This is a genomic window from Olsenella profusa (assembly GCF_016900315.1).
GTDB lineage: Bacteria > Actinomycetota > Coriobacteriia > Coriobacteriales > Atopobiaceae > Thermophilibacter > Thermophilibacter profusus_A.
Window position 1 is genome coordinate 25,140 of the sequence record NZ_JACSNQ010000005.1, and the last position, 23,444, is coordinate 48,583.

Genomic DNA, 23,444 nt, shown 5'->3' on the forward strand with positions numbered 1-23,444 from the left:
GGCGGGTACAATGGTCGAACGGAACACGCCTCAGGGAGGACGCCATGCTACGAGAGAACTACGGGACCTGGCACTGCGGTGCGCACGAGCTTTCGCTCACGCGGCCGCGCATCATGGGGATCCTCAACGTGACCCCGGACTCCTTCTCTGACGGCGGGGAGAACCTCGACCACGAGGCGGCCATCGCGCGTGGCCTCGAGATGCTGGACGAAGGCGCCGACATCATCGACGTGGGCGGGGAGTCCACACGGCCCGGCCACAAGCCGGTCAGCTCCAAGGAGGAGGCCGAGCGCATCGTGCCGGTGGTGCGCGAGCTCGTGGGTGCGGGCGCCGTCGTCTCCGTTGACACGCGTCATGCCGACGTCGCCCGCATGTGCGTGCGCCTGGGCGCCGCCATCGTCAACGACGTCTCCGGCTTCACCGACCCCGAGATGGTCCAGGTGGCGGCTGACACCGACTGCGGCTGCGTCGTCATGCACTGGAACCAGGGCGGACTCGGAACGCACACGCCGCGCCGGCAGGTCACGCTCGACGAGTCGCGCCCCTCGGGCAGCCGCCTGCCGCGCCCCGTGACCTCGCAGCGTCGCTTCACGCTGCCCGAGGAGGCGCCGATCATGCGGCAGGTCATGGGGTTTCTCGGCGACCAGGCGCGCACCCTCATGCGCGCCGGCGTGTCGCGCGAGCGCATCTGCATGGACCCGGGCGCCGGCTTTGACAAGTTTGCCGACGAGGACGTGGTCATCCAGCGCGCCACGCGCTCGATGGCCTCGATGGGCTACCCGCTCATGTGCGCGGTCTCGCGCAAGCGCTTCGTGGGCGCCGTCGCCGGGGTGGTCGACGCCGTCTCGCGAGACGCCGCCACGGCCGGCATCTGCATCTCGGCCATCGAGAACGGTGCCCGCATCCTGCGCGTCCACAACGTTGCGTCCGTGTCCCAGGCCGTGAACGCCTACTGGGCCGTCTCGCACAAGGACGCGCGCCAGGGCTTTGTGAGCCTGGGCTCTAACGTGGGCAACCGCGTGGCCAACCTCGCGCGTGCCGCCCAGCTCATCGACGAGATCCCGCTCACATGCGTGGTGAGCGTCTCCCACGCCTACGAGACCGAGCCCGCCTATGGCATTGCCACACCGGTGGCCAACGCCGTGGCCGAGATTCGCACCGAGCTCCACCCGCTAGTGCTCATGGACAAGCTGCTTGAGGTGGAAAACGAGCTCGGGCGCATCCGGCCTAAGGACTCGGCCGCCTCGGATGGGAAGGGCGCCTCTGCTAAGGGCGGGCGCGGCGCCAAGAAGCCGGGCAACGGCCCGCGCACCATCGACTGCGACCTCATGTGGGTGGAGGGCGAGCGCCACGCCGGCAGCCGTCTCACCCTGCCGCACCCGCGCCTCGGCGAGCGCGACTACGTGCTCGTGCCGATGGAGGACCTCATGCACGACCCGGAGCGCTTCCTCGCGCACGCCGGCGTGCCCGTGACCCCGCGCGACGAGCGCGTGGGCCACGTCACCGCGGACCTTGGGGAGATCGCATGGGAGTAGGCGAGAGGGGCCTTCAGGTCGCCACGGTCACGCTGCGTCCCGGCGTGCCGATGGGCTTTGTGACGGGCGTGCCGTTCGTGGCTGCCCTCGCGGTGGCGCAGGCATTCGGCGGCCGCGTGAGCTGGCCGCACGCCGTGACCTCGGCCGAGGGCGAGCCGCTTGTCCTTGTCCGCGCCCGAGCCGGCTACGACGACGAGGGCGTCTTCGTGACCTGCGACCTCGAGCCCGCAGGTGAGGTGGACCTGCCGTCCGAGCCCGCCGCTCTTGAGCGCGTGGTCTGTGATGCCGTGGACGAGTGGGCGGCGGCCGTGTCTGCTGGTGCCGCCGCCGGTCCGCTCGCACCCGTACTTGGCGACTACTTTGATGCCCTGCTCGGCATGGGGGAACCTGTGGAGGTGGTGCGTGGCGGGCGCGTCATCGGGCGCGGCGAGCTTGCGGGCGTCGACGTCTGGGGCCGCGCCACGGTGCGTCTTGAGGGCGGCGCCCAAGAGCTGGAGATCGCCCCCGAGCAGGCCGAGCTTCGGGCCGCGCGCTGAGGTTCTTCTCGCCGGGCTTGCTGGCTCTGGCTCTACGCGGAGTCACGTTTTTCGACCCAGAAGCGTGACTTTGGACGAGTTTAACGAGACCAACTCTATGCAACGTCACGTTTTCGACCAGAGAAGCGTGACTTTACATAGAGCTGCCCGCACGTCCCGCGCCTGCTACCGCTGACCTTGCTTCCAGAGCCAGATCTCACGTATGCCACGCAGGGTGAGGTCGGGGTCGATGGCGTCAAAGAGGCTCGTTGCCGCCCCTACCGTGCGCGCGAGGCCGCCGGTTGCCACCACTGTGGCGTTGGGGGCGCCAAGCTCGTCCTTGATGCGGCTCACGAGGCCCTCGGCCTGGGCGGCCGCACCAATCACGAGGCCGGACTGCATGGCCGTCTCGGTGGTGTCGCCGAGGGCGTGCTCGGGAGCCTCGATGGGCACGCTCGCAAGCCGGGCCGCGCGCGAGACGAGCGCCCCCGCGGAGAGCATGACGCCGGGAGAGATGGCTCCGCCACGGTAGCGGCCCAGCTCGTCGACCACGTCGATGTTCGTGGCGGTGCCAAAGTCAACCACGATGACAGGCGCCCCGTAGGTGGTGCGCGCCGCAATGGCGTTGGCGATGCGGTCGGCGCCGACCTGGCGCGGGTTGGGCATCGCGATCTCCATGCCGTAGGGCTCGCCCGGACGCACGACGAGCGGGCGGTGCCCAAGGTGCGCCTCCAGGCACTTGCGCCACGCCCGCTCGAGCGCGGGCACCACACTGGCCACCCCGGCCTCGGCCACGCGGGCGAGCTCCATCCCGTCTTTCATGAAGAACGAGAAGAGGCGCGCGTGTAGCATGTCGGAGGTGTCCGTGGCGTCCGTCGACATGCGCCACCCCCGCGCGAGCGCGCCGGCCTCGTCAAAGAGGCCCAGGGTGGTCTGCGTGTTGCCGACGTCGATGGCAAGGAACATGGGGCACCTCCTGGTCTGTGTCTCGCAGCCCATCCTACGCATTTCCCTGCGTCGCTGCCAGGTGACCGGCGGCGAGCGGCCCTCCGCCCCGCGGTTCATGGCGCTACGGCGCCCGGGTAAATTTGCAATTTGCTCGTAAGTGTGAAGATGAGGCACTCTCATTTGCAATTCGGTCATAACTGTGACGCATTTTCCCGGCCCATTGGGTAGCGGGGGGAGGAAAGCTGCAGGAAAATAGATAATAAATGAAATAAAAAACAGACAACGGACGCATGATGAGCAAAAACGCGTCACACTTACGGCCAAATTGCAAATACGGAGGAGGCTTTGTCACACTTACGTGGGAATTGCAAAACCAGGGCGATCCTGCCCGCTCCCGACGCGTCGGGCATGCCTCCGGCATCCTGTGCTGCCTGCCACCGCGCGCTCCGTGGCAAATCTCCACAGACGTCTCACAGGCTTTCTGATATAGTCATACGGCTATTGTGTCTTGGTCGGAACCAAGACGAACCCCTGTCCTGGTCGGAAACCAGGACCGAAGAAGAGGAGTCCTGCCATGAAGCAAGGTATCCACCCCGACTACGTGGAGTGCACTGTCCGCTGCACCTGCGGCAACACCTGGAAGACCCGCTCCACCAAGAGCGAGATCACGGTCGACCTCTGCGACAAGTGCCACCCGTTCTACACCGGCCAGCAGAAGCTCGTCGACACCGGCGGCCGCGTCCAGCGCTTCGCCGACAAGTTCGGTGGCGCCGCCGCTGCCCAGCTCAAGAAGGCCGAGGAGGCCAAGGCAGCCCGTGCCGCCAAGGCTGCCGAGGAGGTCGCTGCCAAGAAGGCCGCCAAGGAGGCCAAGGCTGCTGAGAAGGCCAAGCGTGCCGCCGAGTACGCCAAGAAGGCCGAGGCCGAGGCTGCCAAGGCTGCTGCTGAGGCTCCCGCCGAGGAGGCCGCTGCCGAGCCGGAGGCCACCGAGGCCGAGTAGCTCGCAGAGCACTACATCGCATGACGGGGCGCCCCGCGGAGCATGCTCTTCGCGGGGCGCTTTTGTGTGCGTCGGGCCAGGTGCGGGCTTGCGGGCCGGGCGGACCGGCGCGAATCGGGCGCGCTTACGAAAACTCGGCAAATGAGGGCGTTCCGATCAAAGGTGCTTACGGGAACACGGTTGATGCGTCGTGCGGTCGTGCCTGTGCTTACAGAAACATGGCCAACGCACATCCGAGGTGTTCTGCGCTTACGACTTTCCGGCTGTTGCAGGCGAGAAGAACCTTGAGTTCGCAACAACCGTCATTCCATAAGCAGCTACACCGTCGCGGCCGACGTTGACCTCGATTTCGTAAGCGCTTCGGAGCCGTAAGCGCGCCGACCGCGTTTCCGTTAGTGCGTCGATGCCCCGAGCGCGCACTGGCTGCATTTCCGTAAGCAGGCCGGCGCCCCGAGCCCACGCGTTCTTTTTGCCGTCAGCGTCGCCCTCGACGTTGGCCGCTACTCCGCGCGCGTGAGGGAGAAGACGTCCGTGTAGGTAAGCGTCTCCTCATAGGGGATGAACAGGATCGAGCCGGTGTGCGGGTAGGTGGTCTGAACGAGCGCCACCACCGCGCCGGGGTCGTCCTCGGTACCAAAGCCCAGCGTGAGGGTTACGGTGCCGCCCACGTCCTCGGGGAGCGTCGCCACGAAGGTCAGGTCGCTGCCCGTCGCGTCGTTGTGGCCGCCCACGAGCGTCGCCTGGAAGGGCACGGCCTCGAGCGGGGTGTCACCGTCGCAGGAGTCGGTGTCGTCGTCGGGGCGGGCGTGATAGTGGGCAAGACCGCTCAGCGTGCCGGAGAGCCGGGTCACGCCGTCGGTGGTCGAGCTGGAATCCAGGGTGATCGTCAGCCCCGCCGAGCGCCCGGCCAGGCACTTGGTACCGTCGGTGTCCTGACGCTGGAAGGCGCCCTGCCAGCTGCCCATGATCGGCTCGAAGCTACGCTCGCGCGCGCCGTCGGCCACCTCGACCGAGGAGATCTCCCACCGCCCGCTCGACTGCCCAAAGGAAAACGTGACGGTCATGCGGCAGACGTAGCTCTCGAACGCCCCCGTCCTCGAGCAGGTGATCTCCAGCGTGTCGGTCTGCGCGTCCTCGTCAAAGGACTCGCTCTCTATGGTCACGTCGGAGTCGGCGTAGATCTCCTCGAGGCTGACGCCCTGCGCGGCGCCGTCCCCCGAGCCATCGGCCCCTCCGTCGGCGCTTCCCGTGAGCTCGTCCGCCCGTCTCAGGACCAGACGGACGTTGCGGAGCACCTTCTGCTGGTCCACGCCTGTCGTGGCGTGCCAGGCAAGCGCCCCCGTTGTGGCATCGCTTCCGGAGATGCCCTCCCACGTACCGTCTACCTGGGCGTAGGCAAGCGTGGCGCCCAGGCTGGCGCTCACCGTGGACCCACCGTAGGTGACCACGACCTCCGCCTCCGCGTAGCCGGACGCCCCGAAGCGCGCCTCGGAGCCCTCCGGCGCCGTGGCGGAGCGCGACACGGAGCGCACCTCGACGCCGCGCGTCACCACCACGTCGTCGGCGCCGTAGGTGCCGCCGGAGTAGGCGGGCGCTGCCATCCGCTCGCGAGCGTCCGCCTCGATGGTCGTCTGGTCCGGCACGGCGGTCGCGTGGGAGAGCGCAAGCGCCAGAAACGCCGCGGCCGCCACCGCAATGACGGCGAGAAGAACGCTCGTCACGAGATGCCCACGGACAAGCGCGCCGAACGCGGCCACGCGGGCCCGCACGCCGCTGGGCTCCTGCTCGGGCGGGCGGGGCGCCTCCGCGGGCGTCGGGCGCGGCGCGGTCGCCTCGGGCGCCTCGTCGGCGGCGGGGCCGGCGCCTACGTCCGGCGCCGCTCCCAGCTCAAGCTCATCGAGGGTGGCGTCCAGCCCGTCGGGCTCCTCCTCGGCTGCCGGCCCCTCCGGTGCCAGCCGCTCCGTCGGCGCCTCCTCGCGCGCATCGGTGGCCGCGTCCTCGCGCCTGCTCTTCTCGCCGTCCCCGGGGTCTGCCATGGATGCTCCTTCTGTCGGTGCCTCTAGTGTCGCACATGAGCCAGAAGGGGCCCGTCCCCTTTTGGCTCATCGCGGCGGCTGGGCGCCCTTTTCTGTGAAGCGGCGGGCGCTCGCTCCCAAGGGCCGCGCGCGGGGTATGATATGAAGGTTCAAGCATCGCAAGGCGCGTAGTCGCCCGACTGTGGGAGGGGCCGTGTACCCAAGGTTTGACATGCTCTAGCCGCGTCGCCGGCGCACAGCGCTAGCCCGACGCACCTATCTGCCTGCCGCCGCGAGCGGCCGCCACCCACAAGGAGACACCCATGCGAGACAAGCTCAGCAAGATCATCGCGGCCTACGAGGAGCTCGAGAAGAAGCTCCTGGACCCTGACGTCCTGGCCGATCCCAAGGAGTACGCGCGCCTGGCCAAGGAGCACGCCAGCCAGGCCGAGCTCGTGACCCGCGCCCGCGAGTACCTCCAGGCGCTCGACGACATCGAGGCCGCCAAGGAGATGCTCCACGAGGCCGACGCCGAGGACAAGGCCATGCTCCAGGAGGACATCTCCGCCAACGAGGCCAAGCTCCCCGAGCTCGAGGACGAGATCAAGTTCCTGCTCATCCCGGCCGACCCCAACGACGAGAAGGACACCATCGTCGAGATCCGCGCAGGCGTGGGCGGCGACGAGGCGGCCATCTTCGCGGGCGACCTCTTCAAGATGTACCAGCGCTTCTGCGAGGGGCGCGGCTGGAAGATCCAGATCCTCTCGTCCTCCCCGAGCGAGGCGGGCGGCTTCAAGACCATCGAGTTCAAGGTCTCCGGCGACAAGGTCTACTCCGTGCTCAAGTACGAGTCCGGCGTGCACCGCGTCCAGCGCGTGCCCAAGACCGAGAGCCAGGGTCGCATCCAGACCTCCACGGCCACGGTGGCCGTCCTTCCCGAGGCCGACGAGATCGATATCCAGATCGACCCCGGCGACCTGCGCATCGACACCTACTGCGCCTCCGGCCCCGGCGGACAGTGCGTCAACACCACCTACTCGGCGGTGCGCATCACCCACCTGCCCACCAACACCGTGGTGCAGTCCCAGGACCAGCGCTCCCAGATTCAGAACCGCGAGGTCTGCATGCAGATGCTGCGTGCCCGCCTCTACGAGATGGAGCTGGAGAAGCAGCAGGCCGAGCAGGGCGCCGCGCGCCTCTCCCAGATCGGCCACGGCAACCGCTCGGAGAAGATCCGCACCTACAACCAGCCGCAGGACCGCGTGACCGACCACCGCATCGGCTTCAACTCCACCTACAACGGCGTGCTGCTGGGGGACTCGCTCTCCAGCGTGATTGAGGCCCTCGCGGCCGCCGAGCGCGCCGAGAAGCTCGCCCAGGCGGTGTAGCCGTGCCCGCGGCCGAGCCCTGGACCATCAAGCGCGTCCTGGACTGGACGAGCGGCTACCTGGGCCGCAAGGGGGACGAGCACCCGCGCCTCTCCGCGGAGTGGCTGCTCGCCAACGTGACCGGGCTCTCCCGCGTGGAGCTCTACGTCAACTTCGACAAGCCGTTGGAGGCAGGCGAGCTCGCCGCCATGCACGCCGCCATCGAGCGTCGCGCCGCCGGCGAGCCGCTCCAGTACGTGACCGGCGAGATGCCCTTCCGCCACATCGTGCTGCGCTGCGAGCAGGGCGTGCTCATCCCGCGCCCGGAGACGGAGATCCTCGTGGACGCGGCCCTCGAGGGCGTCGACGCGGCCCTCGTGCGACGCGGCGGGGGAGCGGCCTCCGCACCCTCCGCCCAGAAGGCCCCCGGCGAGAAGAACCTCGGCGCAGAGGGCGCCACGGATGCCCCCGACGCCGCGGAGCCCCCGGCCCCCGTCCGCGTGCTCGAGGTGGGCACCGGCACCGGCTGCATCGCGCTCTCCATAGCCTCGGAGCGTCCGGAGACGCACGTCACCGCCACCGACCTCTCGGAGCGCGCCATCGCGCTCGCGGAGCGCAACCGCGATGCCCTCTCGCTTGAGGATCGGGTGGACCTGGTCCTGTGCGACCTGGCCTCCGGCGTGGATCCCGAGCTCATGGGGTCCTTCTCGGTTCTTGTCTCAAACCCGCCCTACATTCCCACGGCCGTCCTGCAGAGCGAGGTTCCCGCCGAGGTCAGAGACCACGAGCCCGCGCTCGCCCTTGACGGCGGGGCCGACGGGCTCGACGTGTTCCGCCGGCTGCTAGAGCTTGCCCCGCGGGCGCTCGCGCCGGGCGGCATACTCGCCGTGGAGCTCTTCGAGGAGTCGCTCGACCAGGCGGCCGAGCTCGTGCGCGCCCAGGGCGGGTGGGCGTCCGTGGAGGTGCGCGAGGACCTCACGCACCGTCCGCGCGTGCTCGTCGCCGTGAGGGAGGCCTAGCCATGGGAGCCGTTCTTACCGTCAGCCAGGCTGCGCCGGACCCGGAGGTCGTGGCGCGCGCCGCGGAGGTGGCCCGCTCGGGCGGCGTGCTCGTGCTGCCCACGGACTCCGTCTACGGGCTTGCCTGCGCGGCCACGCCCCAAAACCCCGCCCACGGCCGCATCTTCGACATCAAGCGCCGCGAGCGCACGCAGACCCTCCCGTGGTTCGTGGCGGACGCGCTCGACCTCACCGTCTACGGCGAGGGCGTCCCCGCCTGGGCCCGCCGCCTGGCCGACGCCCTCTGGCCCGGCGCCCTGACCCTCGTGGTGCGGGCCTCGGCCGCCGTGCCGCCCGAGTACGCCCAGCCCGGCCCGGACGGCCCCACCATCGCCCTGCGCGTGCCGGGCTCGAAGCTCTGCCGCCAGATCGTGCGCGCCCTCGGGACGCCGCTCGCCCAGACGAGCGCCAACACCCACGGCGCGCCGGCGGCCACCTCGGGCCACGGCGTGGAGCCCGGCATCGTGGCGGCGGCCGACCTCGTGCTCGACGCCGGCCCCGCGCCGGTGGGCGTGGCCTCCACCATCGTCGACGCCACGGGCGAGGCCCCGCGCGTCCTGCGCGCCGGCGCCCTCACGGAGGCCGAGGTTCTTCTCGCCGTGCGTGGCTGACGGCGCGCGCCGCCCGTCCGCCCGCCTGCCGACCCGGCGTGCCGCCTCGTCGCGCGTGGTACCCTAGACAGGAACCACCCGCCACCAACGAGGGGAGACCCCATGCGCATCGCCATCGGCTCCGACCACGCCGGATTCCTGCAGAAGGCCCCGATCATCGAGCACCTGCGCTCGCTGGGCCACGAGGTCGTTGACTGCGGCCCCGCCACGGACGCCCGCTGCGACTACCCCGACTTCGCCGACAAGGTCGCGCGCCTGGTGGCCTCCGGCAAGGCCGACCGCGGCGTGCTCATCTGCGGCACCGGCCTCGGCATCGCCATGACGGCCGACAAGGTCCCCGGCGTGCGCGCGGTGCCCATCCAGTCCGTCGAGTTCGCGCGCCTCTGCCGCGAGCACAACAACGCAAACGTGATCGGCCTCTCGGGGCGCTTCGTCTCGCTCATGGACAACGAGGCGATCGTCGACACCTTCCTCACCACCGAGTTCGCCGGCGGCCGCCACACGGGCCGCGTCGAGAAGATCATGCGCGAGGACGACCCAGACTTCGCCGGCGTCCCCGCCGACTTTGGGATGTAGCCCGCAAAGACCCGACCGACGCCCGCCCCGCGCGGGCGTCGTGCCAAAAAGGAGGGGGTTCCATGACTTATGACCACCTGAGCGCGTCCGACCCCGAGGTCTTTTCCGCCGTTGAGGACGAGCTGCGCCGCCAGCGCTCCTCGATCGAACTCATCGCCTCGGAGAACTTCGTCTCCCTGGCGGTGATGGAGGCCGTGGGCACGCCCCTCACCAACAAGTACGCCGAGGGCCTGCCCGGCAAGCGCTACTACGGCGGCTGCTGGGCCGTTGACGAGGTGGAGAACCTCGCCCGCGACCGCGCGTGCCGCCTCTTCGGCGCCGCCCACGCCAACGTGCAGCCCCACTCGGGCGCGCAGGCAAACTACGCAGCCCTCTCCGCCCTCGCCACGCCCGGCGACACCATCATGGGCATGGCGCTCGACAATGGCGGCCACCTCACGCACGGCTCGCCGGCCAACTTCTCCGGCAGGCTCTACCACGTGGTCTCCTATGGCGTTGACGAGAAGACCGAGCGGATCGACTACGACGCCGTGGAGGAGCTCGCGCGCCGCGAGCGCCCGAAGGTGATCATCGCCGGCGCCTCGGCCTACCCGCGCGTCATCGACTTCGAGCGCTTCGCCGAGATCGCGCACTCGGTGGGCGCGGCCCTCATGGTGGACATGGCCCACATCGCCGGTCTCGTGGCCACCGGGCGCCACCCGAGCCCGGTCCCCTGCGCGGACGTGGTCACCTCCACCACGCACAAGACCCTGCGCGGCCCGCGTGGCGGGCTCATCCTCTCGAACGACGACGCGCTCGCCAAGAAGCTCGACTCGGCGGTCTTCCCGGGCAGCCAGGGAGGCCCGCTCGAGCACGTCATCGCCGGCAAGGCCGTGGCCTTCGGCGAGGCGCTACGCCCGGAGTTCGCCGCCTACGCCGACGCCGTCCTCGCCAACGCGAAGGCGCTCGGCCGGGGCATGGAGGCGGCCGGGCTGCGTCTGGTCTCCGGCGGCACCGACAACCACCTGCTGCTCGTCGACCTCACGCCGGCGGGCGACGTCACGGGCAGGGACGCCGAGCGCGCCCTCGACGAGGTGGGCATCACTGTCAACAAGAACACGATCCCCGGTGAGACGCGTTCCCCCTTTGTCACGAGCGGCATCCGCGTGGGGTCCGCGGCCGTCACCACGCGCGGCTTCACCGAGCAGGAGTGCGAGCGCGTGGGCCAGCTGATCGGCGAGGTCGTGGGCTCCCTCGGCAAGAGCGCGGTCTCCGAGCGCGTGGCCGCCGAGGTCCGCGAGATGCTCCAGGCCCACCCCCTCTACCCCGAGCTGTGAGCCAGGGGGACGGAGGAGTTGTCACCGCCCTGTCCCCCTGTCACGCCCCGCACGCCAACGTCCGACGAGACCGAAGGAGCCCCTATGGCAGACCAGTTCGACCCGCAGCGCTTCACCGTCATCGACCACCCGCTCGTGCGGCACAAGCTCCACATCCTGCGCGACAAGAGCACGGGCACCAAGCAGTTCCGCGAGCTCGTGACAGAGCTCGCCATCTTCGAGGGCTACGAGGCCATGCGCGACTTCCCGCTCGAGGACGTCGAGGTGGAGACCCCGCTGGAGACTACCACCTGCAAGCGCCTCGCGGGCAAGAAGGTTGCGATCATCCCGATCCTGCGCGCGGGCCTCGGCATGGTCGACGGCATCCTCGAGCTCGTCCCCTCGGCGCGCGTGGGGCACGTGGGGATGTACCGCGACCCCGTGACCCACGAGCCGCACCAGTACTACTGCAAGTTCCCGGACGACATCGAGAACCGCACCTGCCTGATCGTGGACCCGATGCTCGCCACGGGCGGCTCGCTCACCGCCGCCATCCAGTTCCTGCGGGAGGCGGGCGTGAAGGACGTCCGCGCCCTCACGCTCGTCTCGGCGCCCGAGGGCGTGCGCGCCGTGCTGGACTTCGACCCTGACGTCCGCCTCTACACCTGCGCGCTCGACCGCTGCCTGAACGAGCACGCCTACATCCTGCCGGGCCTCGGCGACGCCGGCGACCGCATCTACGGCACCAAGTAGCGCCATCTAGCTGCGTCTTTCATGGCGAGAAGAACCTTGTGCCGGCCCCGCGCCATCGCGTGCGCGGGGCCGGTCTGCCGTCGTAAATGTTTGTGACGAAATGCATTCGCACCATGACAGACCCCTTGACGATTTCGGCGGGAGGGCTAGACTACTCGTACTTTTGAAATCCTCTCAGGGAGGGTGCCGATGGGTCTTCCGGCCGCACTTATCGTCGGTGGTCTCGTCGGCGTGGCGGGCTGCGTTCCCGCCGCCGTCCTCTTTGAGCGGGCGCTCAAAAGGGGCGCAAAGGTGAGCGTCGCCGCCGGGATCGCGAGCGTCATGGTCTCGTACCTGGCGCTGCTTCTGGCCCTGGCCGTGGCGTACGCCCTCGCCGAGGACGTCTTTCTCGCCTTTGCATGTTCGATGGTCGCTCTCTTCCTGCTCTTCTGGGCGGTCGAGGCGGTAAGGGCCTGGCGGGCCGCCAACGGCGGGCCACGGGCTTGAGGGGAGGACGTAGCGTGGGCAATCCGTTGGACAGCCTAGGCGATGAGGTAAACGAGCTCGTCAGCAGCTTCACCTCGCAGCCCATCGTTGGGAACCTGGACACCGTCGGCTTCACGCAGTACTCGTTCTGGTTTGCCGTGGCCGTCGTGCTGATGCTCGTGGTGCTCTTCGTCTTCAAGAAGCGCCAGGCACAGAGCCTCGTCCCGCGGGGCTTCTTCGTCAACGGCATGGAGTTCCTCGTCGAGTTCGTCCGTGACGACATGTGCAAGGGACTGCTCGGGGACTCCTGGAAGCGCCACTTCCCGTTCATCGCGTCCCTCTTCCTGGTGGTGCTCGCCAACAACCTCGTGGGCATCATCCCGGGCTGCAAGCCGGGCACCGGCACCATCTCTACCACCGCGGCTCTGGCCATCTGCTCGTTCGTCTACTTCATCGCGTGCGGCGTCAAGAAGCACGGCGCGCTCGGCTACGCCAAGAGCCTCGCGCCGGCCGGCGTTGCCTTCCCGCTCAACGCCCTCGTGTGGCTCATCGAGGTCTTCTCCACGATCCTGCGCCTCATCACGCTGGCCGTGCGACTCTTCTGCAACCTCTTCGCCGGCCACGTCGTCATGGGCACGTTCGCCATTCTCGCCTCGCTCTTCTTCGAGCCGATGGTCCAGGCGTTCTCCGCGGCCACGGCCGTCCAGGCGGGCGCCTCGGTGCTATGGGTCGGCATCCTGCTCGTCATCTACGTGGTCGAGATTATGGTCGCCGCCATCCAGGCGTACGTCTTTGCCCTGCTCACCGCCGTCTACATCCAGATCGCAGAGTCCGACGAGGAGTAGGCGCGCCCCTTGGCAACCCGCGGGCCCGGCCCGCAGTGCATAGCAGTTTGGTTTGAAACTCGCCCAGCTACAAGGACGGGCGAATGACAAAGGAGGAACAGTGGGAGCTCTCGGTGTCGTTGGTTACGGTCTTGGCGTTATCGGCGCTGGTATCGGCATTGGTCTCGCTGCTAGTGGCGTCGCTCAGGGCATGGCTCGCCAGCCCGAGGTCCAGGGCCGTCTGTTCACGGTCTTCATCCTGGGCTCGGCCTTCGTCGAGGCCCTCGCCCTCATCGGCTTCGTCGTCAGCCTCATCGTCAAGTAGGCTGTCGCAGGAGGCAAGTTGGAGGCAAGCATGAAGAAAACTTCGAGAAGGCTCGCGGCCGGTCTGGGGGCGTTTGGCGTCGCTGCGGCGTCCGTCTGCTCCCTGCCCACGGTGGCGCTTGCCGAGGAGTCCGCGGTCGGCGCGGACATCCTCCTGCCCAAGCCCGCCGAGTTCATCCCCGCGCTCATCGCCTTCCTCATCATCTGGGCGGTGCTGGCCAAGCTCGTGTGGCCGCAGGTCCTGTCCATGATGGAGAAGCGCCAGGCCAAGATCCAGGACGACCTCGACGCCGCCGAGCGCTCCAAGCTCGAGGCAGCCCAGGAGGCGAAGAGCTACGAGGGCAAGATCCTCGAGGCGCACCACGAGGCGGAGGCCATCGTCGCCAAGGCAAAGAAGGAGGCCGAGGAGGTCCGCTCCGAGGTGCTCGCCAAGGCCCAGCGCGAGGCCGCCGACATCATCGCAAAGGCGCACGGCGCCGTCGACTCCGAGCGCCACAAGGCCATGATTGAGCTCTCCAGCTCCGTCGTGGACCTCTCCGTGGAGATCGCGAGCAAGATCATCGGCAACGACCTCTCCGAGGAAGAGCAGCGCAAGCTCGCCGAGAAGTACCTCGCGGAAGTGGGAGCCCCCGATGTCGACGACAAGTAGGCGCGGCAACGCCGAGAAGATCGAGGCGTACACCCGGGCGCTCCTCGAGGCCGCCCGCTCCGAGGGGAGGGCCAACTCCGACCTCGTGCAGTGGCAGCACGCCAAGAAGTTCTCGCCCGAGGTCCTCGAGACCCTTGCCGCCATGCAGCGCGAGGACGACCTTGGCCTCATCGAGCAGGTCGCCAAGCACTACAAGGAGCTTCTCGACGCGCAGGACACCACGGTCTCCGTGACCGTGACCACCGCCGTCCCCCTTGACGACGACCTGCGCGCAAAGGTCCGGGCAAAGGCCGAGAAGGACCTCAACGCCCCGGTCTACCTGGTCGAGCGCGTTGATCCGTCCATCATCGGCGGCATCATGCTCGAGGTACGCGGCAAGCGCTACGACGCCTCCGTGCGCGCGCAGCTCGCCAACATTCGCAAGACCCTCTCGTCTACCTTCATCGAAGGCGAGGAACATTAATGGAAAGCATTAGCTCCGAGAAGATCATGAGCACGCTGCGCGAGGAGCTCGCGCAGATCAACGCGACGGTCGACCGCCAGGAGGCCTCGGTTGTCACCGAGGTGGCCGACGGCATCGCGCGCGTCTCTGGCCTCAAGAGCGCCATGTCCGGCGAGCTGCTCAAGTTCACCAGCTCGGCCACCGGCCGCGACGTCTACGGTCTCGTGCAGAACCTTGACGAGGACGACGTGGGCGCCGTGCTCTTCGGCGAGGTCGAGGACATCAAGGAAGGCGACGAGTGCCGCACCACCGGTCGCGTCATGGACATCCCGGTTGGGCACGCCATGCTCGGCCGCGTGGTGAACCCGCTCGGCCAGCCCATCGACGGCCTCGGACCCATCAACACCACCCACCGACGCCCCGTCGAGTTCAAGGCCCCCGGCATCATGGAGCGCCAGCCGGTGTGCGAGCCCGTGCAGACGGGCCTTCTCGCCATCGACGCGATGGTGCCCATCGGCCGCGGCCAGCGCGAGCTCATCATCGGCGACCGTAAGACCGGCAAGACCGCCATCGCCGTCGACGCCATCGTCAACCAGCGCGACACGGACATGGTCTGCATCTACGTGGCCATCGGCCAGAAGGCCTCCACGGTCGCCGCGGTGCGCGAGTCCCTGCGCCAGCACGGCGTCCTGGACAAGACAGTCATCGTGGCCGCCCCGGCGGCCGACTCCGCGGCCATGCAGTACATCGCCCCGATGTCGGGCGCCGCGATCGGCGAGTACTTCATGTACAACGACGAGCACGGCAACCCGGCCGACGCCGAGCACCCCGGCGGCCACGCCCTCGTGGTCTACGACGACCTCTCCAAGCAGGCCGTAGCCTACCGTCAGATGTCGCTGACGCTGCACCGTCCGCCTGGACGCGAGGCCTACCCGGGCGACATCTTCTACCTGCACTCGCGCCTGCTCGAGCGCGCCTGCAAGCTCTCCGACGCCAACGGCGGCGGCTCGCTCACGGCGCTCCCGATCATCGAGACGCAGGAGGGCGACGTCTCCGCCTACATCCCCACCAACGTGATCTCGATCACCGACGGCCAGATCTACCTGCAGTCCAACCTCTTCTTCCAGGGCCAGCGCCCGGCAGTGGACGTGGGCATCTCGGTCAGCCGCGTAGGCGGCGCTGCGCAGGTGCCGGCCATGAAGCAGGTCGTGGGCACGCTGAGGCTCGACCTTGCCTCCTACCGCGAGAAGCAGGCCTTCTCGCAGTTCGGCTCCGACCTCGACGCCACCACGCAGTACCAGCTCAACCACGGCGCCCACATGATGGAGCTGCTCAAGCAGAAGCGCTTCTCGGCGCTTGACGTCTGCGACCAGATCATCGCGATCTTCGCCGCCAAGGAGGACCTCCTCGACGACATCGATCTCGACCACGTCACGCTGTTCCGCGACGGCCTGGCCAAGTACATGTCCGAGCGCTGCCCGAAGCTCCGTCGGTCCGTGCTCGGTGGCAAGCTCGACGATGCGCTCTCCGCGCGCCTGCGCGCCCGCATCGCGCGCTACAAGAAGGAGTTCCTCAAGGAGTACCCCAACCGCCGCAAGGCCGAGGACGTCGAGGAGAACGCCGAGCAGACGGTCTCGCCCGACGGCGGCCACGACCCGCTGAAGCAGGGGGAGTAGCGCGCGATGGCGAACCTTCGCGAAATACAGCGGCGCATGAGCTCGATCAGGAGCACCATGCAGATCACGCGCACGATGGAGATGGTCTCCACGGCGCGGATCCGCAGGGCCCTCGAGCGCGCGGAGGAGGCGGAGCCCTACAAGGACGCCATCACGCGCATGCTCGCCAACGTGGCCGGCGCGAGCTTCGACTCGTCGCAGCCGCTGCTGGCGCGCCACCCCGAGGAGAGGCACGTCCTGTTCATCCTCGTCGCGTCTGACCGCGGCCTGGCGGGCGGCTTCAACATCGTCCAGCAGCGCGCGGTCGAGGCGGAGATGCGTCGCCTGCACGCCAGGGGCGTCAACTCCTCGGTCATCACCTGCGGCCGCAAGCCCACGGAGTACTTCACCTACCGCAAGATCGCGCCGGTGATGTCGTTCGTCGGCATCTCGTCCGAGCCCAACCAGGACCAGGCCGACCGCATCGCGTCCTACGTCATGCGGGGCTATGTCTCCGGCGAGATCGACCGCGTGGTGCTCTACTACTGGCACGCCAAGAACCGCGTCGAGCAGACCCAGGTCGTCGAGCAGTTGCTCCCCATCACGCGAGAGCAGCTCACGATGCCCAACAAGCCGCGCGACCCCGAGGCGCTCTCCCAGGTGAAGGGCCCCGCCTACACCGACTTCGCCTTCGACCCCTCGGCCGAGGAGGTCCTGGGGCACCTTATGCCGGCCTACTTCAGGACGGTCATCTTCCACGCGCTGCTCGACTCGGCTGCCGCGGAGCACGGCGCACGCCGCCGTGCCATGCAGTCCGCGACCGACAACGCCCGTGAGGTCCTGGGCACGCTTGAGCGCACGTTCAACCGCGTTCGCCAGGGCTCCATCACCACCGAGCTCAACGAGATCATCGGCGGCGCGTCCGCATTGGAGGACAACTGATGGCAGAGAAGAACCACGAGACGCGAACCGCCCTCGAGGAGGCCGCGTATCACAAGCTCAACCGGACCGTCGGCATCGGCACGGTCGTGCGCGTCGTCGGCCCGGTCGTCGATGTCAAGTTCGACGGCCAGGTCCCCGGCATCTACACCGCGCTCGTCGTCGAGGGCGACACGCCGGTCGGCCACGTGAGTACCATCCTCGAGGTGGAGTCGCAGCTGCCTGGCGGCACGGTGCGCACCGTCGCCATGTCGTCCACCGACGGCCTCACGCGCGGCCTTAAGGTGCGCGACACCGGCCACCCCATGATGATGCCGGTCGGCCCCTCCACCCTCGGCCGCGTCTGGAACGTCATGGGCCAGCCCGTCGACGGCAAGCCCATGCCGGACGACGTGCAGTACTACCCGATCCACCACCCGGCGCCCGCCTTTGACGAGCTGACCACCACCACGGAGATCTTCGAGACGGGCATCAAGGCCATCGACCTCCTGGAGCCCTACGTCCGCGGCGGCAAGACCGGCCTCTTCGGCGGCGCAGGCGTCGGCAAGACGGTCCTCATCCAGGAGCTCATCAACAACCTCGCCCAGCAGCACGGCGGCACCTCGGTCTTCACCGGCGTCGGCGAGCGCACCCGCGAGGGCACCGACCTCTACCTCGAGATGACCGAGTCTGGCGTCATCGACAAGACCTGCCTGGTCTACGGGCAGATGAACGAGCCGCCAGGAGCCCGTATGCGCGTCGCCCTGGCCGGCCTGACCACCGCGGAGTACTTCCGTGACCAGGGCCAGGACGTGCTGCTGTTCATCGACAACATCTTCCGCTTCTCCCAGGCGGGCTCCGAGGTCTCGGCCCTTCTCGGCCGCATGCCCTCCGCCGTCGGCTACCAGCCAACGCTGGCCACCGAGATGGGCGAGCTGCAGGAGCGCATCACCTCCACCAAGGAGGGGTCGATCACCTCGGTCCAGGCCGTCTACGTGCCCGCGGACGACCTCACGGACCCGGCGCCGGCCACCACGTTCACGCACCTCGACGCCACCACGGTCCTGTCCCGCTCCATCACCGACCTCGGCATCTACCCGGCCGTCGACCCGCTGGCGAGCTCCAGCTCCGCCCTTGACCCCTCGATTGTGGGCGAGGAGCACTACCGCGTGGCCATGGCCGTCCAGGAGACCCTCCAGGAGTACTCCGACCTCCAGGACATCATCGCCATCCTCGGCATGGACGAGCTCTCCGAGGAGCAGCAGCGCGTCGTGGCGCGCGCCCGCAAGATTCAGCAGTTCCTCTCGCAGTCCTTCCACGTTGCCGAGAAGTTCACGGGCAACCCCGGCGTCTACGTCACCGTGGAGGACACGGTCCGCAGCTTCGCCGAGATCGTCGACGGCAAGTGCGACGACCTCCCCGAGCAGGCCTTCCGCTATGCCGGCACCATCGAGGACGTGCGTCGTCGCGCCCACGAGATGCAGGCGAGCAAGGCGGCGGAGGAGTAGCCCATGGCGCAGCTCAACTGCCAGTTCGTGCGACCCGACCGGCTCCTCTACGAGGGGCCGGTCGCCAACCTCGTGCTCGTCACCTATGCGGGCGAGCTCGGGGTCTGGCCCGGCCACGCGCCGGAGATCGTGGCCCTTGGTGACGGCGTGGTGCGCATCCGCCAGCGTCCCGAGGACGGTGGCGCGGAGTTTGACGTGGTCGTCTCCGGCGGCTATGCCGAGATTGACAACGACGGCGTCATCATCCTGGCCGACCACGCCCGCCGCGTCGACGACATCGACCCCGAGACCGTGCGCCGCACGCGTGACGAGGCCATCGACGAGCTCGACAAGATCGCTGAGGGGGACTACCGGTCGGCCTATTTCGAGAAGAAGATCAAGTGGTGTAATCTTCTGCTGAGGCAGGCATTGGGGAGCGCGTCCGCGACTTCCCGTTAAGACGGAGGTCAGATGGATGTCATCCAGGTAGAGGGCGGTCACCGGGTCACGGGTGAGGTCCATGTCGAGGGCGCCAAGAACTCGGCGCTCAAGCTCATGGCAGCCACCATCATGGCGCCGGGCGTCACCACGCTCACCAACGTCCCCAACATCGCGGACGTGCACGTCATGGGCAAGGTCCTCAAGAACATCGGGGCCACGATCGAGGTCGTCAACGAGCATGAGCTGCGCATCGACACCTCTACCGTCGACTCCTGGGAGACCCCCTATCACCTCGTGGCGCAGATGCGCGCCTCAACCGCCGTTTTAGGACCGCTCCTCTCCCGCTTCGGGAAGGCTGTCGTGGCCATGCCAGGCGGCTGCAACATCGGCGCCCGCAAGATTGACATGCACATCCTCGGCCTCGAGGCCCTGGGCGTCGAGTTCAAGGTCGATCACGGCAACATTCACGCGATCGCCCCGCACGGCCTTGTGGGCGACACCGTGACCCTCTCGTTTGCCAGCGTGGGCGCCACCGAGAACCTCATGATGGCCTCGGTCTTCGCCAAGGGCACCACCACCATCGACAACGCCGCGCGCGAGCCGGAGATCGTGGACCTTGCCAACCTCCTCAACGAGATGGGGGCCAAGGTCTCCGGCGCCGGGTCGCCGGTCATCGAGGTCGAGGGCGTCTCCGAGCTGTACCCCGTCACGCACAAGGTGGTGGGGGACCGCATCGAGGCCGGCACCTTCCTGGCCATCGGCGCGCTTGCCCAAGACCCCGTGACGGTCACGGGCTTCGACCCCAAGCACCTCGGGCTCGTCCTCAAGAAGTTCGAGCAGATGGGCGCCTCCGTCGAGCGCGGGCCGCGCTCCTGCACCGTCTGGCGCGACCGCCCGCTCGTCCCCACGGACATCCAGACGCTTCCCTTCCCGGGCTTCCCCACGGACATGCAGGCGCAGACCATGTGCCTGCTCGCGCTGGCCAAGGGGAGCTGCATCATCACCGAGAACGTCTTCGAGAACCGCTTCATGTTCGCAAGCGAGCTCTCCCGCATGGGCGCCGACATCGTGATCGAGGGGCACCACGCCATCGTGCACGGCGTCGACGGCTTCTCGGGGACCCAGGTCAAGTCGCCCGACCTGCGCGGCGGCGCCGCGCTCGTGATGGCGGGCCTCGTGGCCGACGGCATCACCACCGTCTCGGAGATTCACCACATCGACCGCGGCTACGAGGGCTTCGTCGAGAAGCTGGCGTCCCTCGGCGCCCGCATTCGTCGCACGACCCTCCCCGACGAGGAGGATGCGTAGGGCGCGTGGGCGTAGGAGCGCGTGGCTCTTCTCGCTCCTATGGACACGGCCGAGTTCCCCGCGGTCCCGAGGGGATGGCGCGGCCGAAACGAGTGCGGCCCAGACGCTCAGGAGGGCGGCTTGCCCGTCAGTGCGACCGTGACGTAGGCTGGAGGACACGATGCGCATGAATCAGGAGGACCACGCCCTGAGCCGGGCGGGGGAGGACTATCTGGAGGCCATCTACCGGCTTTCTACCAAGGATGACGGTGACGGCTCGGTTCGCTCGGTCGACGTGGCGGAGCAGCTGGGCGTCTCCAAGGCCAGCGTCAACAAGGCGCTCTCCACGCTCAAGGAGAGCGGCATGGTGGAGCAGAGCCGGTATGGGCGCGTGACGCTCACCGGTGAGGGTCGCCGTTATGCGTCCCTGGTGTGGCGCTCCCACCGCGCGCTGCGCCTCTTCCTCGAGCGCGATCTTGGCGTGGAGCCGGAGGTTGCCGACTCCGAGGCCTGTCTGATGGAGCACGTCCTCTCCGAGGACACCATGGAGCGGCTGATCGGCTACCTGGAGCGGCAGGGCATCTCAGTCCCCGACTAGCGCCTGGCGAGAGGGGCCTCGGCGTCGGGCGTTTCGGACGGGTGCCCCTTGGCTCGGCGCTTGGCAGCTTAGGCAGTTTACAAGGATGTGTAGCGACTGTGACAGCGCGCTCTTCGGGTAACGGAGGGCGCGCTTCTTCGTCCGCTGGCAGAGGGGAGGGAATCCCGGAGCCCTCAATGGGGTATGTTTTGAGTGCCGCCGGGCTCCCGGGGGCATAAAACGAATCGACCCGAAGGGAACCGATCACATGAAGGCAATCATCCCCGCCGCAGGTCTCGGCACGCGCTTCCTGCCGGCCACCAAGTGCACGCCCAAGGAGCTTCTCCCCGTGCTTGACAAGCCGGTCATCCAGTATGTGGTGGAGGAGGCCCTTGAGCCGGCAGACGTCGACGGCGTCGTCATTGTCAACTCGCACGAGAAGCCGCAGATCGAGCAGTATTTCTCCGTTGACCATGCCTTTGAGTCCATGCTGCGCAAGCGCGGCAAGACCGCCGAGGCCGCCCGGGTGCACGAGGCCTCGACCCTGCCCGTCTCCTTTGTCTACCAGGATGAGGCACGTGGCTTGGGCCACGCGGTGCTGCAGGCCGCCGACGAGATCGGCTCCGAGCCGTTCTTTGTCCTCCTGGGCGACTACTTTGTCCCGGATCGTCAGATGTGCGTGCGCATGGCCGAGGTTTCGCGTGAGCACGACGGCGCGTCCGTCATTGCCGTGGCCCCCGTGCCGGCAGACCAGGTGAGCCGCTACGGCATCATCGCCGGCACGTGCATCGGGAGCCTGCCCGGCGCCGAGGCGACCGGCGAGCAGGAGGGCGCCGTCTGGAAGGTCACGGGGCTCGTGGAGAAGCCGCGCCCCGAGTATGCGCCCTCGCACCTGTTCATCGTTGGGCGCTACCTGCTCTCCCCCCGCATCATGGAGCTTCTCGCCACGCAGGGGCCCGGTGCCGGCAACGAGATCCAGCTGACCGACGCCATGGAGCGGCTGCTGGCCGAGGAGGAGATGTACGCCCTCGTCGTGGACCCTGCCGAGGGCTGCGATACCGGCACCCCGGCCGCCTGGGCAGCAACTAACGCCCGCATCGCGCTGTCCGACCCCGATCAGGTCGGGGCCTTCCGCGAGGCCCTTGGCGAGAAGAACGCGGACCTTGTTGGATAAGCGTGGCGACATAATCCGTTTTGGCGTTGACGGCTGGCACGCTCGTTTCGCGGATGGATTTGACGAGGAGGGGGTCGCGCGCGTCGCGGACGCGCTGGGTCTCCTGTGGTCAGAGGACTCGCCGGGCGCAACGGTCTATGTCGGCTTTGACACCCGTCACGGGTCGGAGGAGTTTGCTCAGGTCGCCGCCGGCATTCTTGCTGCGCACGGTCTTGGGGTGATGCTCTCGGACCGCGCCTGCCCAACTCCCGCCGTCGCATGGTCGTGCGCACATGACGAGCGTGCCGCCGGTGTCGTCATGCTTACGGCAAGCGAGCGCTCCTGCGAGTATGGAGGCCTGCTCGTGCGTGGCTCAGACGGCGGGCCGGCGTCTAGGGCGTTTCTGGATGAGGTAGAGCAGGTTATACCCCCCGTCCCCACGGCCGAGCGTGGCGCCTTCGAGACGTGCGACCTCGTCTCAGCCTACCTTGACACGCTGCTTGCGCTTGTTGACCAAGAGGCGATCGCGGCCATGAGGCCCAAGGTCGTCATTGACGCCATGTACGGAGCGGGGGCGGAGCATCTTGCGCGCCTGCTCGGCAAGGCGGGCTGTGAAGTCGTTGAAATCCACGCGGAGCGCCGCGAGGACTTTGGCGGGATTCACCCTGACCCGCGGGATCCGTGGGCAGACGCCTGTGAGCAGGCCGTCGTGGTGCATGGTGCCCAGCTGGGGCTGCTGCTTGACGGTGACGGTGACCGTGCCGCGGTTGTCGACGAGCTCGGGGAGATCGTCCCTGCCCGCGAGCTTGCGCCGTTGGTCATGAGCCAGCTCGTAGAGGGTCACGACATGTCCGGGCGAGTTGTGATGACCCTGACCTGCTCGGCCTGCGTCACACGGCAGGCCGAGCGGCTCGGGTGCGACGTCACCGTGGTGCCCGTGGGATTTCCCCGCATATATAGAGAGCTCCTTGAGGGGGACGTCCTCATGGGGGTGGAGGAGTATGGCGGTATCTGTGTTCCCACGCACCTGAGAGAGCGTGACGGGCTGCTCGTAGGCCTGCTGGCCGTTGAGCGTCTGTGCCAGAGGGGCGGCAAGATGTCGGGGATTGTGAGGTCCCTGATCGACCAGATCGGCTCGATGCGCTATGCGCGGCGCGACATACGTCTTGAGCCTGCGGTAAACCAGGCGTTTCGTAACGTGCTGCCGGGACTGAACCCCTCGAGCCTGGCCGGGAGGGTTCCCGTGGAGGTCTCCCATGCCGATGGGCTGCGCCTTCAGTTTGATGACGACTCGTGGGTGCTCATCAGGCCGTCGCGTACCGGTCTAGCGGTGAGGGTATATGCGGAGGCACCCACGGAGCGTGAGCGCGACCAACTGCTTGGCGCTGCATGCGAGTTGGTAAGGCACGGTATCTAAAGCCCCCAGCCCCGTTTGTGTAGGAATCGTGTAGGCCCCGATTCCCGGCCCCGCCGTCGCGGCGGGAGCGTATAGTTATTCCCCGCGCGCCGGAGCGGACGACCTCCGCGACCTGCGCGGGAGTACCTTGAGAAC

The 23,444-nt window shown here is 68.3% G+C and carries 24 protein-coding genes; 22 read left to right on the top strand and 2 right to left on the bottom strand.

What is annotated here, in order from left to right; genetic code table 11:
• Nucleotides 1–44 precede the first annotated feature (44 nt).
• Both folP and H9X80_RS03875 read left to right on the top strand, forming a co-directional pair.
• Nucleotides 45–1,535: a dihydropteroate synthase gene (gene folP, locus H9X80_RS03870; RefSeq protein ID WP_204793034.1), complete on the top strand. Its 1,491-nt coding sequence runs from the start codon at nucleotides 45–47 to the stop codon at nucleotides 1,533–1,535.
• Nucleotides 1,526–2,071: a hypothetical protein gene (locus H9X80_RS03875; RefSeq protein ID WP_204793035.1), complete on the top strand. Its 546-nt coding sequence runs from the start codon at nucleotides 1,526–1,528 to the stop codon at nucleotides 2,069–2,071. The genes folP and H9X80_RS03875 overlap by 10 nt, the downstream gene beginning before the upstream one ends.
• A gap of 165 nt (nucleotides 2,072–2,236) precedes the next feature.
• Here the strand turns inward: H9X80_RS03875 and H9X80_RS03880 are convergent, their stop codons facing one another.
• A complete protein-coding gene (locus tag H9X80_RS03880) occupies nucleotides 2,237–3,016 on the bottom strand; it encodes a type III pantothenate kinase (RefSeq protein WP_204793036.1) in 780 nt (259 codons plus the stop codon).
• 556 nt (nucleotides 3,017–3,572) lie between these two features.
• Between H9X80_RS03880 and rpmE the strand changes: the two genes are divergently transcribed.
• Nucleotides 3,573–3,995 carry a 50S ribosomal protein L31 gene (rpmE, locus tag H9X80_RS03885; protein ID WP_204793037.1) on the top strand — a complete coding sequence of 141 codons (423 nt, stop codon included), beginning with the start codon at nucleotides 3,573–3,575 and terminating at the stop codon, nucleotides 3,993–3,995.
• Between the two features lie 500 nt (nucleotides 3,996–4,495).
• Here rpmE and H9X80_RS03890 read toward each other — a convergent pair whose 3' ends face one another.
• Nucleotides 4,496–6,031: a hypothetical protein gene (locus tag H9X80_RS03890; RefSeq protein ID WP_204793038.1), complete on the bottom strand. Its 1,536-nt coding sequence runs from the start codon at nucleotides 6,029–6,031 to the stop codon at nucleotides 4,496–4,498.
• Nucleotides 6,032–6,333: 302 nt separating this feature from the next.
• Between H9X80_RS03890 and prfA the strand changes: the two genes are divergently transcribed.
• From prfA to H9X80_RS03985, 19 genes are all read left to right on the top strand, one after another.
• Nucleotides 6,334–7,398: a peptide chain release factor 1 gene (gene prfA, locus H9X80_RS03895; RefSeq protein ID WP_204793039.1), complete on the top strand. Its 1,065-nt coding sequence runs from the start codon at nucleotides 6,334–6,336 to the stop codon at nucleotides 7,396–7,398.
• A 2-nt stretch (nucleotides 7,399–7,400) separates the two neighbouring features.
• A complete protein-coding gene (locus tag H9X80_RS03900; RefSeq protein ID WP_204793040.1) occupies nucleotides 7,401–8,396 on the top strand; it encodes a HemK family protein methyltransferase in 996 nt (331 codons plus the stop codon).
• 2 nt (nucleotides 8,397–8,398) lie between these two features.
• The gene (locus H9X80_RS03905) at nucleotides 8,399–9,046 is read left to right on the top strand and encodes an L-threonylcarbamoyladenylate synthase (protein ID WP_204793041.1); all 648 of its coding nucleotides are present in this window, start codon (nucleotides 8,399–8,401) and stop codon (nucleotides 9,044–9,046) included.
• A 102-nt stretch (nucleotides 9,047–9,148) separates the two neighbouring features.
• Nucleotides 9,149–9,622, top strand: coding sequence for a ribose 5-phosphate isomerase B (rpiB, locus tag H9X80_RS03910; RefSeq protein ID WP_204793042.1), 474 nt, complete (start codon nucleotides 9,149–9,151; stop codon nucleotides 9,620–9,622).
• Between the two features lie 62 nt (nucleotides 9,623–9,684).
• Entirely contained in the window at nucleotides 9,685–10,938 is a 1,254-nt protein-coding gene (gene glyA, locus H9X80_RS03915) for a serine hydroxymethyltransferase (protein WP_204793043.1), read from the top strand.
• 84 nt (nucleotides 10,939–11,022) lie between these two features.
• Nucleotides 11,023–11,670 (top strand): uracil phosphoribosyltransferase, encoded by a 648-nt coding sequence (upp, locus tag H9X80_RS03920; protein ID WP_204793044.1) that lies wholly within the window; start codon nucleotides 11,023–11,025, stop codon nucleotides 11,668–11,670.
• Nucleotides 11,671–11,859: 189 nt separating this feature from the next.
• On the top strand, nucleotides 11,860–12,156 hold the full coding sequence (locus H9X80_RS03925; RefSeq protein ID WP_204793045.1) for a hypothetical protein: 297 nt from the start codon (nucleotides 11,860–11,862) through the stop codon (nucleotides 12,154–12,156).
• A 14-nt stretch (nucleotides 12,157–12,170) separates the two neighbouring features.
• Nucleotides 12,171–12,980 carry a F0F1 ATP synthase subunit A gene (gene atpB / locus H9X80_RS03930; protein WP_342590864.1) on the top strand — a complete coding sequence of 270 codons (810 nt, stop codon included), beginning with the start codon at nucleotides 12,171–12,173 and terminating at the stop codon, nucleotides 12,978–12,980.
• Between the two features lie 100 nt (nucleotides 12,981–13,080).
• Nucleotides 13,081–13,284, top strand: a complete 204-nt coding sequence (atpE, locus tag H9X80_RS03935; RefSeq protein ID WP_075278954.1) for an ATP synthase F0 subunit C — start codon at nucleotides 13,081–13,083, stop codon at nucleotides 13,282–13,284.
• A gap of 30 nt (nucleotides 13,285–13,314) precedes the next feature.
• Nucleotides 13,315–13,932 (top strand): F0F1 ATP synthase subunit B, encoded by a 618-nt coding sequence (atpF, locus tag H9X80_RS03940; protein WP_204793047.1) that lies wholly within the window; start codon nucleotides 13,315–13,317, stop codon nucleotides 13,930–13,932.
• Nucleotides 13,916–14,395 carry a F0F1 ATP synthase subunit delta gene (locus tag H9X80_RS03945; protein ID WP_204793048.1) on the top strand — a complete coding sequence of 160 codons (480 nt, stop codon included), beginning with the start codon at nucleotides 13,916–13,918 and terminating at the stop codon, nucleotides 14,393–14,395. The genes atpF and H9X80_RS03945 overlap by 17 nt, the downstream gene beginning before the upstream one ends.
• Nucleotides 14,395–16,050, top strand: a complete 1,656-nt coding sequence (gene atpA / locus H9X80_RS03950; protein ID WP_204793049.1) for a F0F1 ATP synthase subunit alpha — start codon at nucleotides 14,395–14,397, stop codon at nucleotides 16,048–16,050. The genes H9X80_RS03945 and atpA overlap by 1 nt, the downstream gene beginning before the upstream one ends.
• Before the next feature lie 6 nt (nucleotides 16,051–16,056).
• On the top strand, nucleotides 16,057–16,971 hold the full coding sequence (gene atpG, locus H9X80_RS03955) for an ATP synthase F1 subunit gamma (RefSeq protein WP_204793050.1): 915 nt from the start codon (nucleotides 16,057–16,059) through the stop codon (nucleotides 16,969–16,971).
• Complete coding sequence (gene atpD, locus H9X80_RS03960; protein WP_204793051.1) at nucleotides 16,971–18,455, top strand: F0F1 ATP synthase subunit beta; 1,485 nt, start codon at nucleotides 16,971–16,973, stop codon at nucleotides 18,453–18,455. Before atpG ends, atpD begins: the two co-directional genes overlap by 1 nt.
• 3 nt (nucleotides 18,456–18,458) lie before the next feature.
• The gene (gene atpC / locus H9X80_RS03965) at nucleotides 18,459–18,893 is read left to right on the top strand and encodes an ATP synthase F1 subunit epsilon (protein WP_204793052.1); all 435 of its coding nucleotides are present in this window, start codon (nucleotides 18,459–18,461) and stop codon (nucleotides 18,891–18,893) included.
• 12 nt (nucleotides 18,894–18,905) lie between these two features.
• Nucleotides 18,906–20,183 carry a UDP-N-acetylglucosamine 1-carboxyvinyltransferase gene (murA, locus tag H9X80_RS03970; protein ID WP_204793053.1) on the top strand — a complete coding sequence of 426 codons (1,278 nt, stop codon included), beginning with the start codon at nucleotides 18,906–18,908 and terminating at the stop codon, nucleotides 20,181–20,183.
• 160 nt (nucleotides 20,184–20,343) lie between these two features.
• Complete coding sequence (locus H9X80_RS03975) at nucleotides 20,344–20,760, top strand: metal-dependent transcriptional regulator (protein ID WP_428832967.1); 417 nt, start codon at nucleotides 20,344–20,346, stop codon at nucleotides 20,758–20,760.
• Nucleotides 20,761–21,007: 247 nt separating this feature from the next.
• Nucleotides 21,008–21,913 (top strand): UTP--glucose-1-phosphate uridylyltransferase, encoded by a 906-nt coding sequence (locus tag H9X80_RS03980; protein WP_204793054.1) that lies wholly within the window; start codon nucleotides 21,008–21,010, stop codon nucleotides 21,911–21,913.
• Nucleotides 21,906–23,309: a phosphoglucomutase gene (locus H9X80_RS03985; RefSeq protein ID WP_204793055.1), complete on the top strand. Its 1,404-nt coding sequence runs from the start codon at nucleotides 21,906–21,908 to the stop codon at nucleotides 23,307–23,309. The genes H9X80_RS03980 and H9X80_RS03985 overlap by 8 nt, the downstream gene beginning before the upstream one ends.
• Nucleotides 23,310–23,444: the final 135 nt, after the last annotated feature.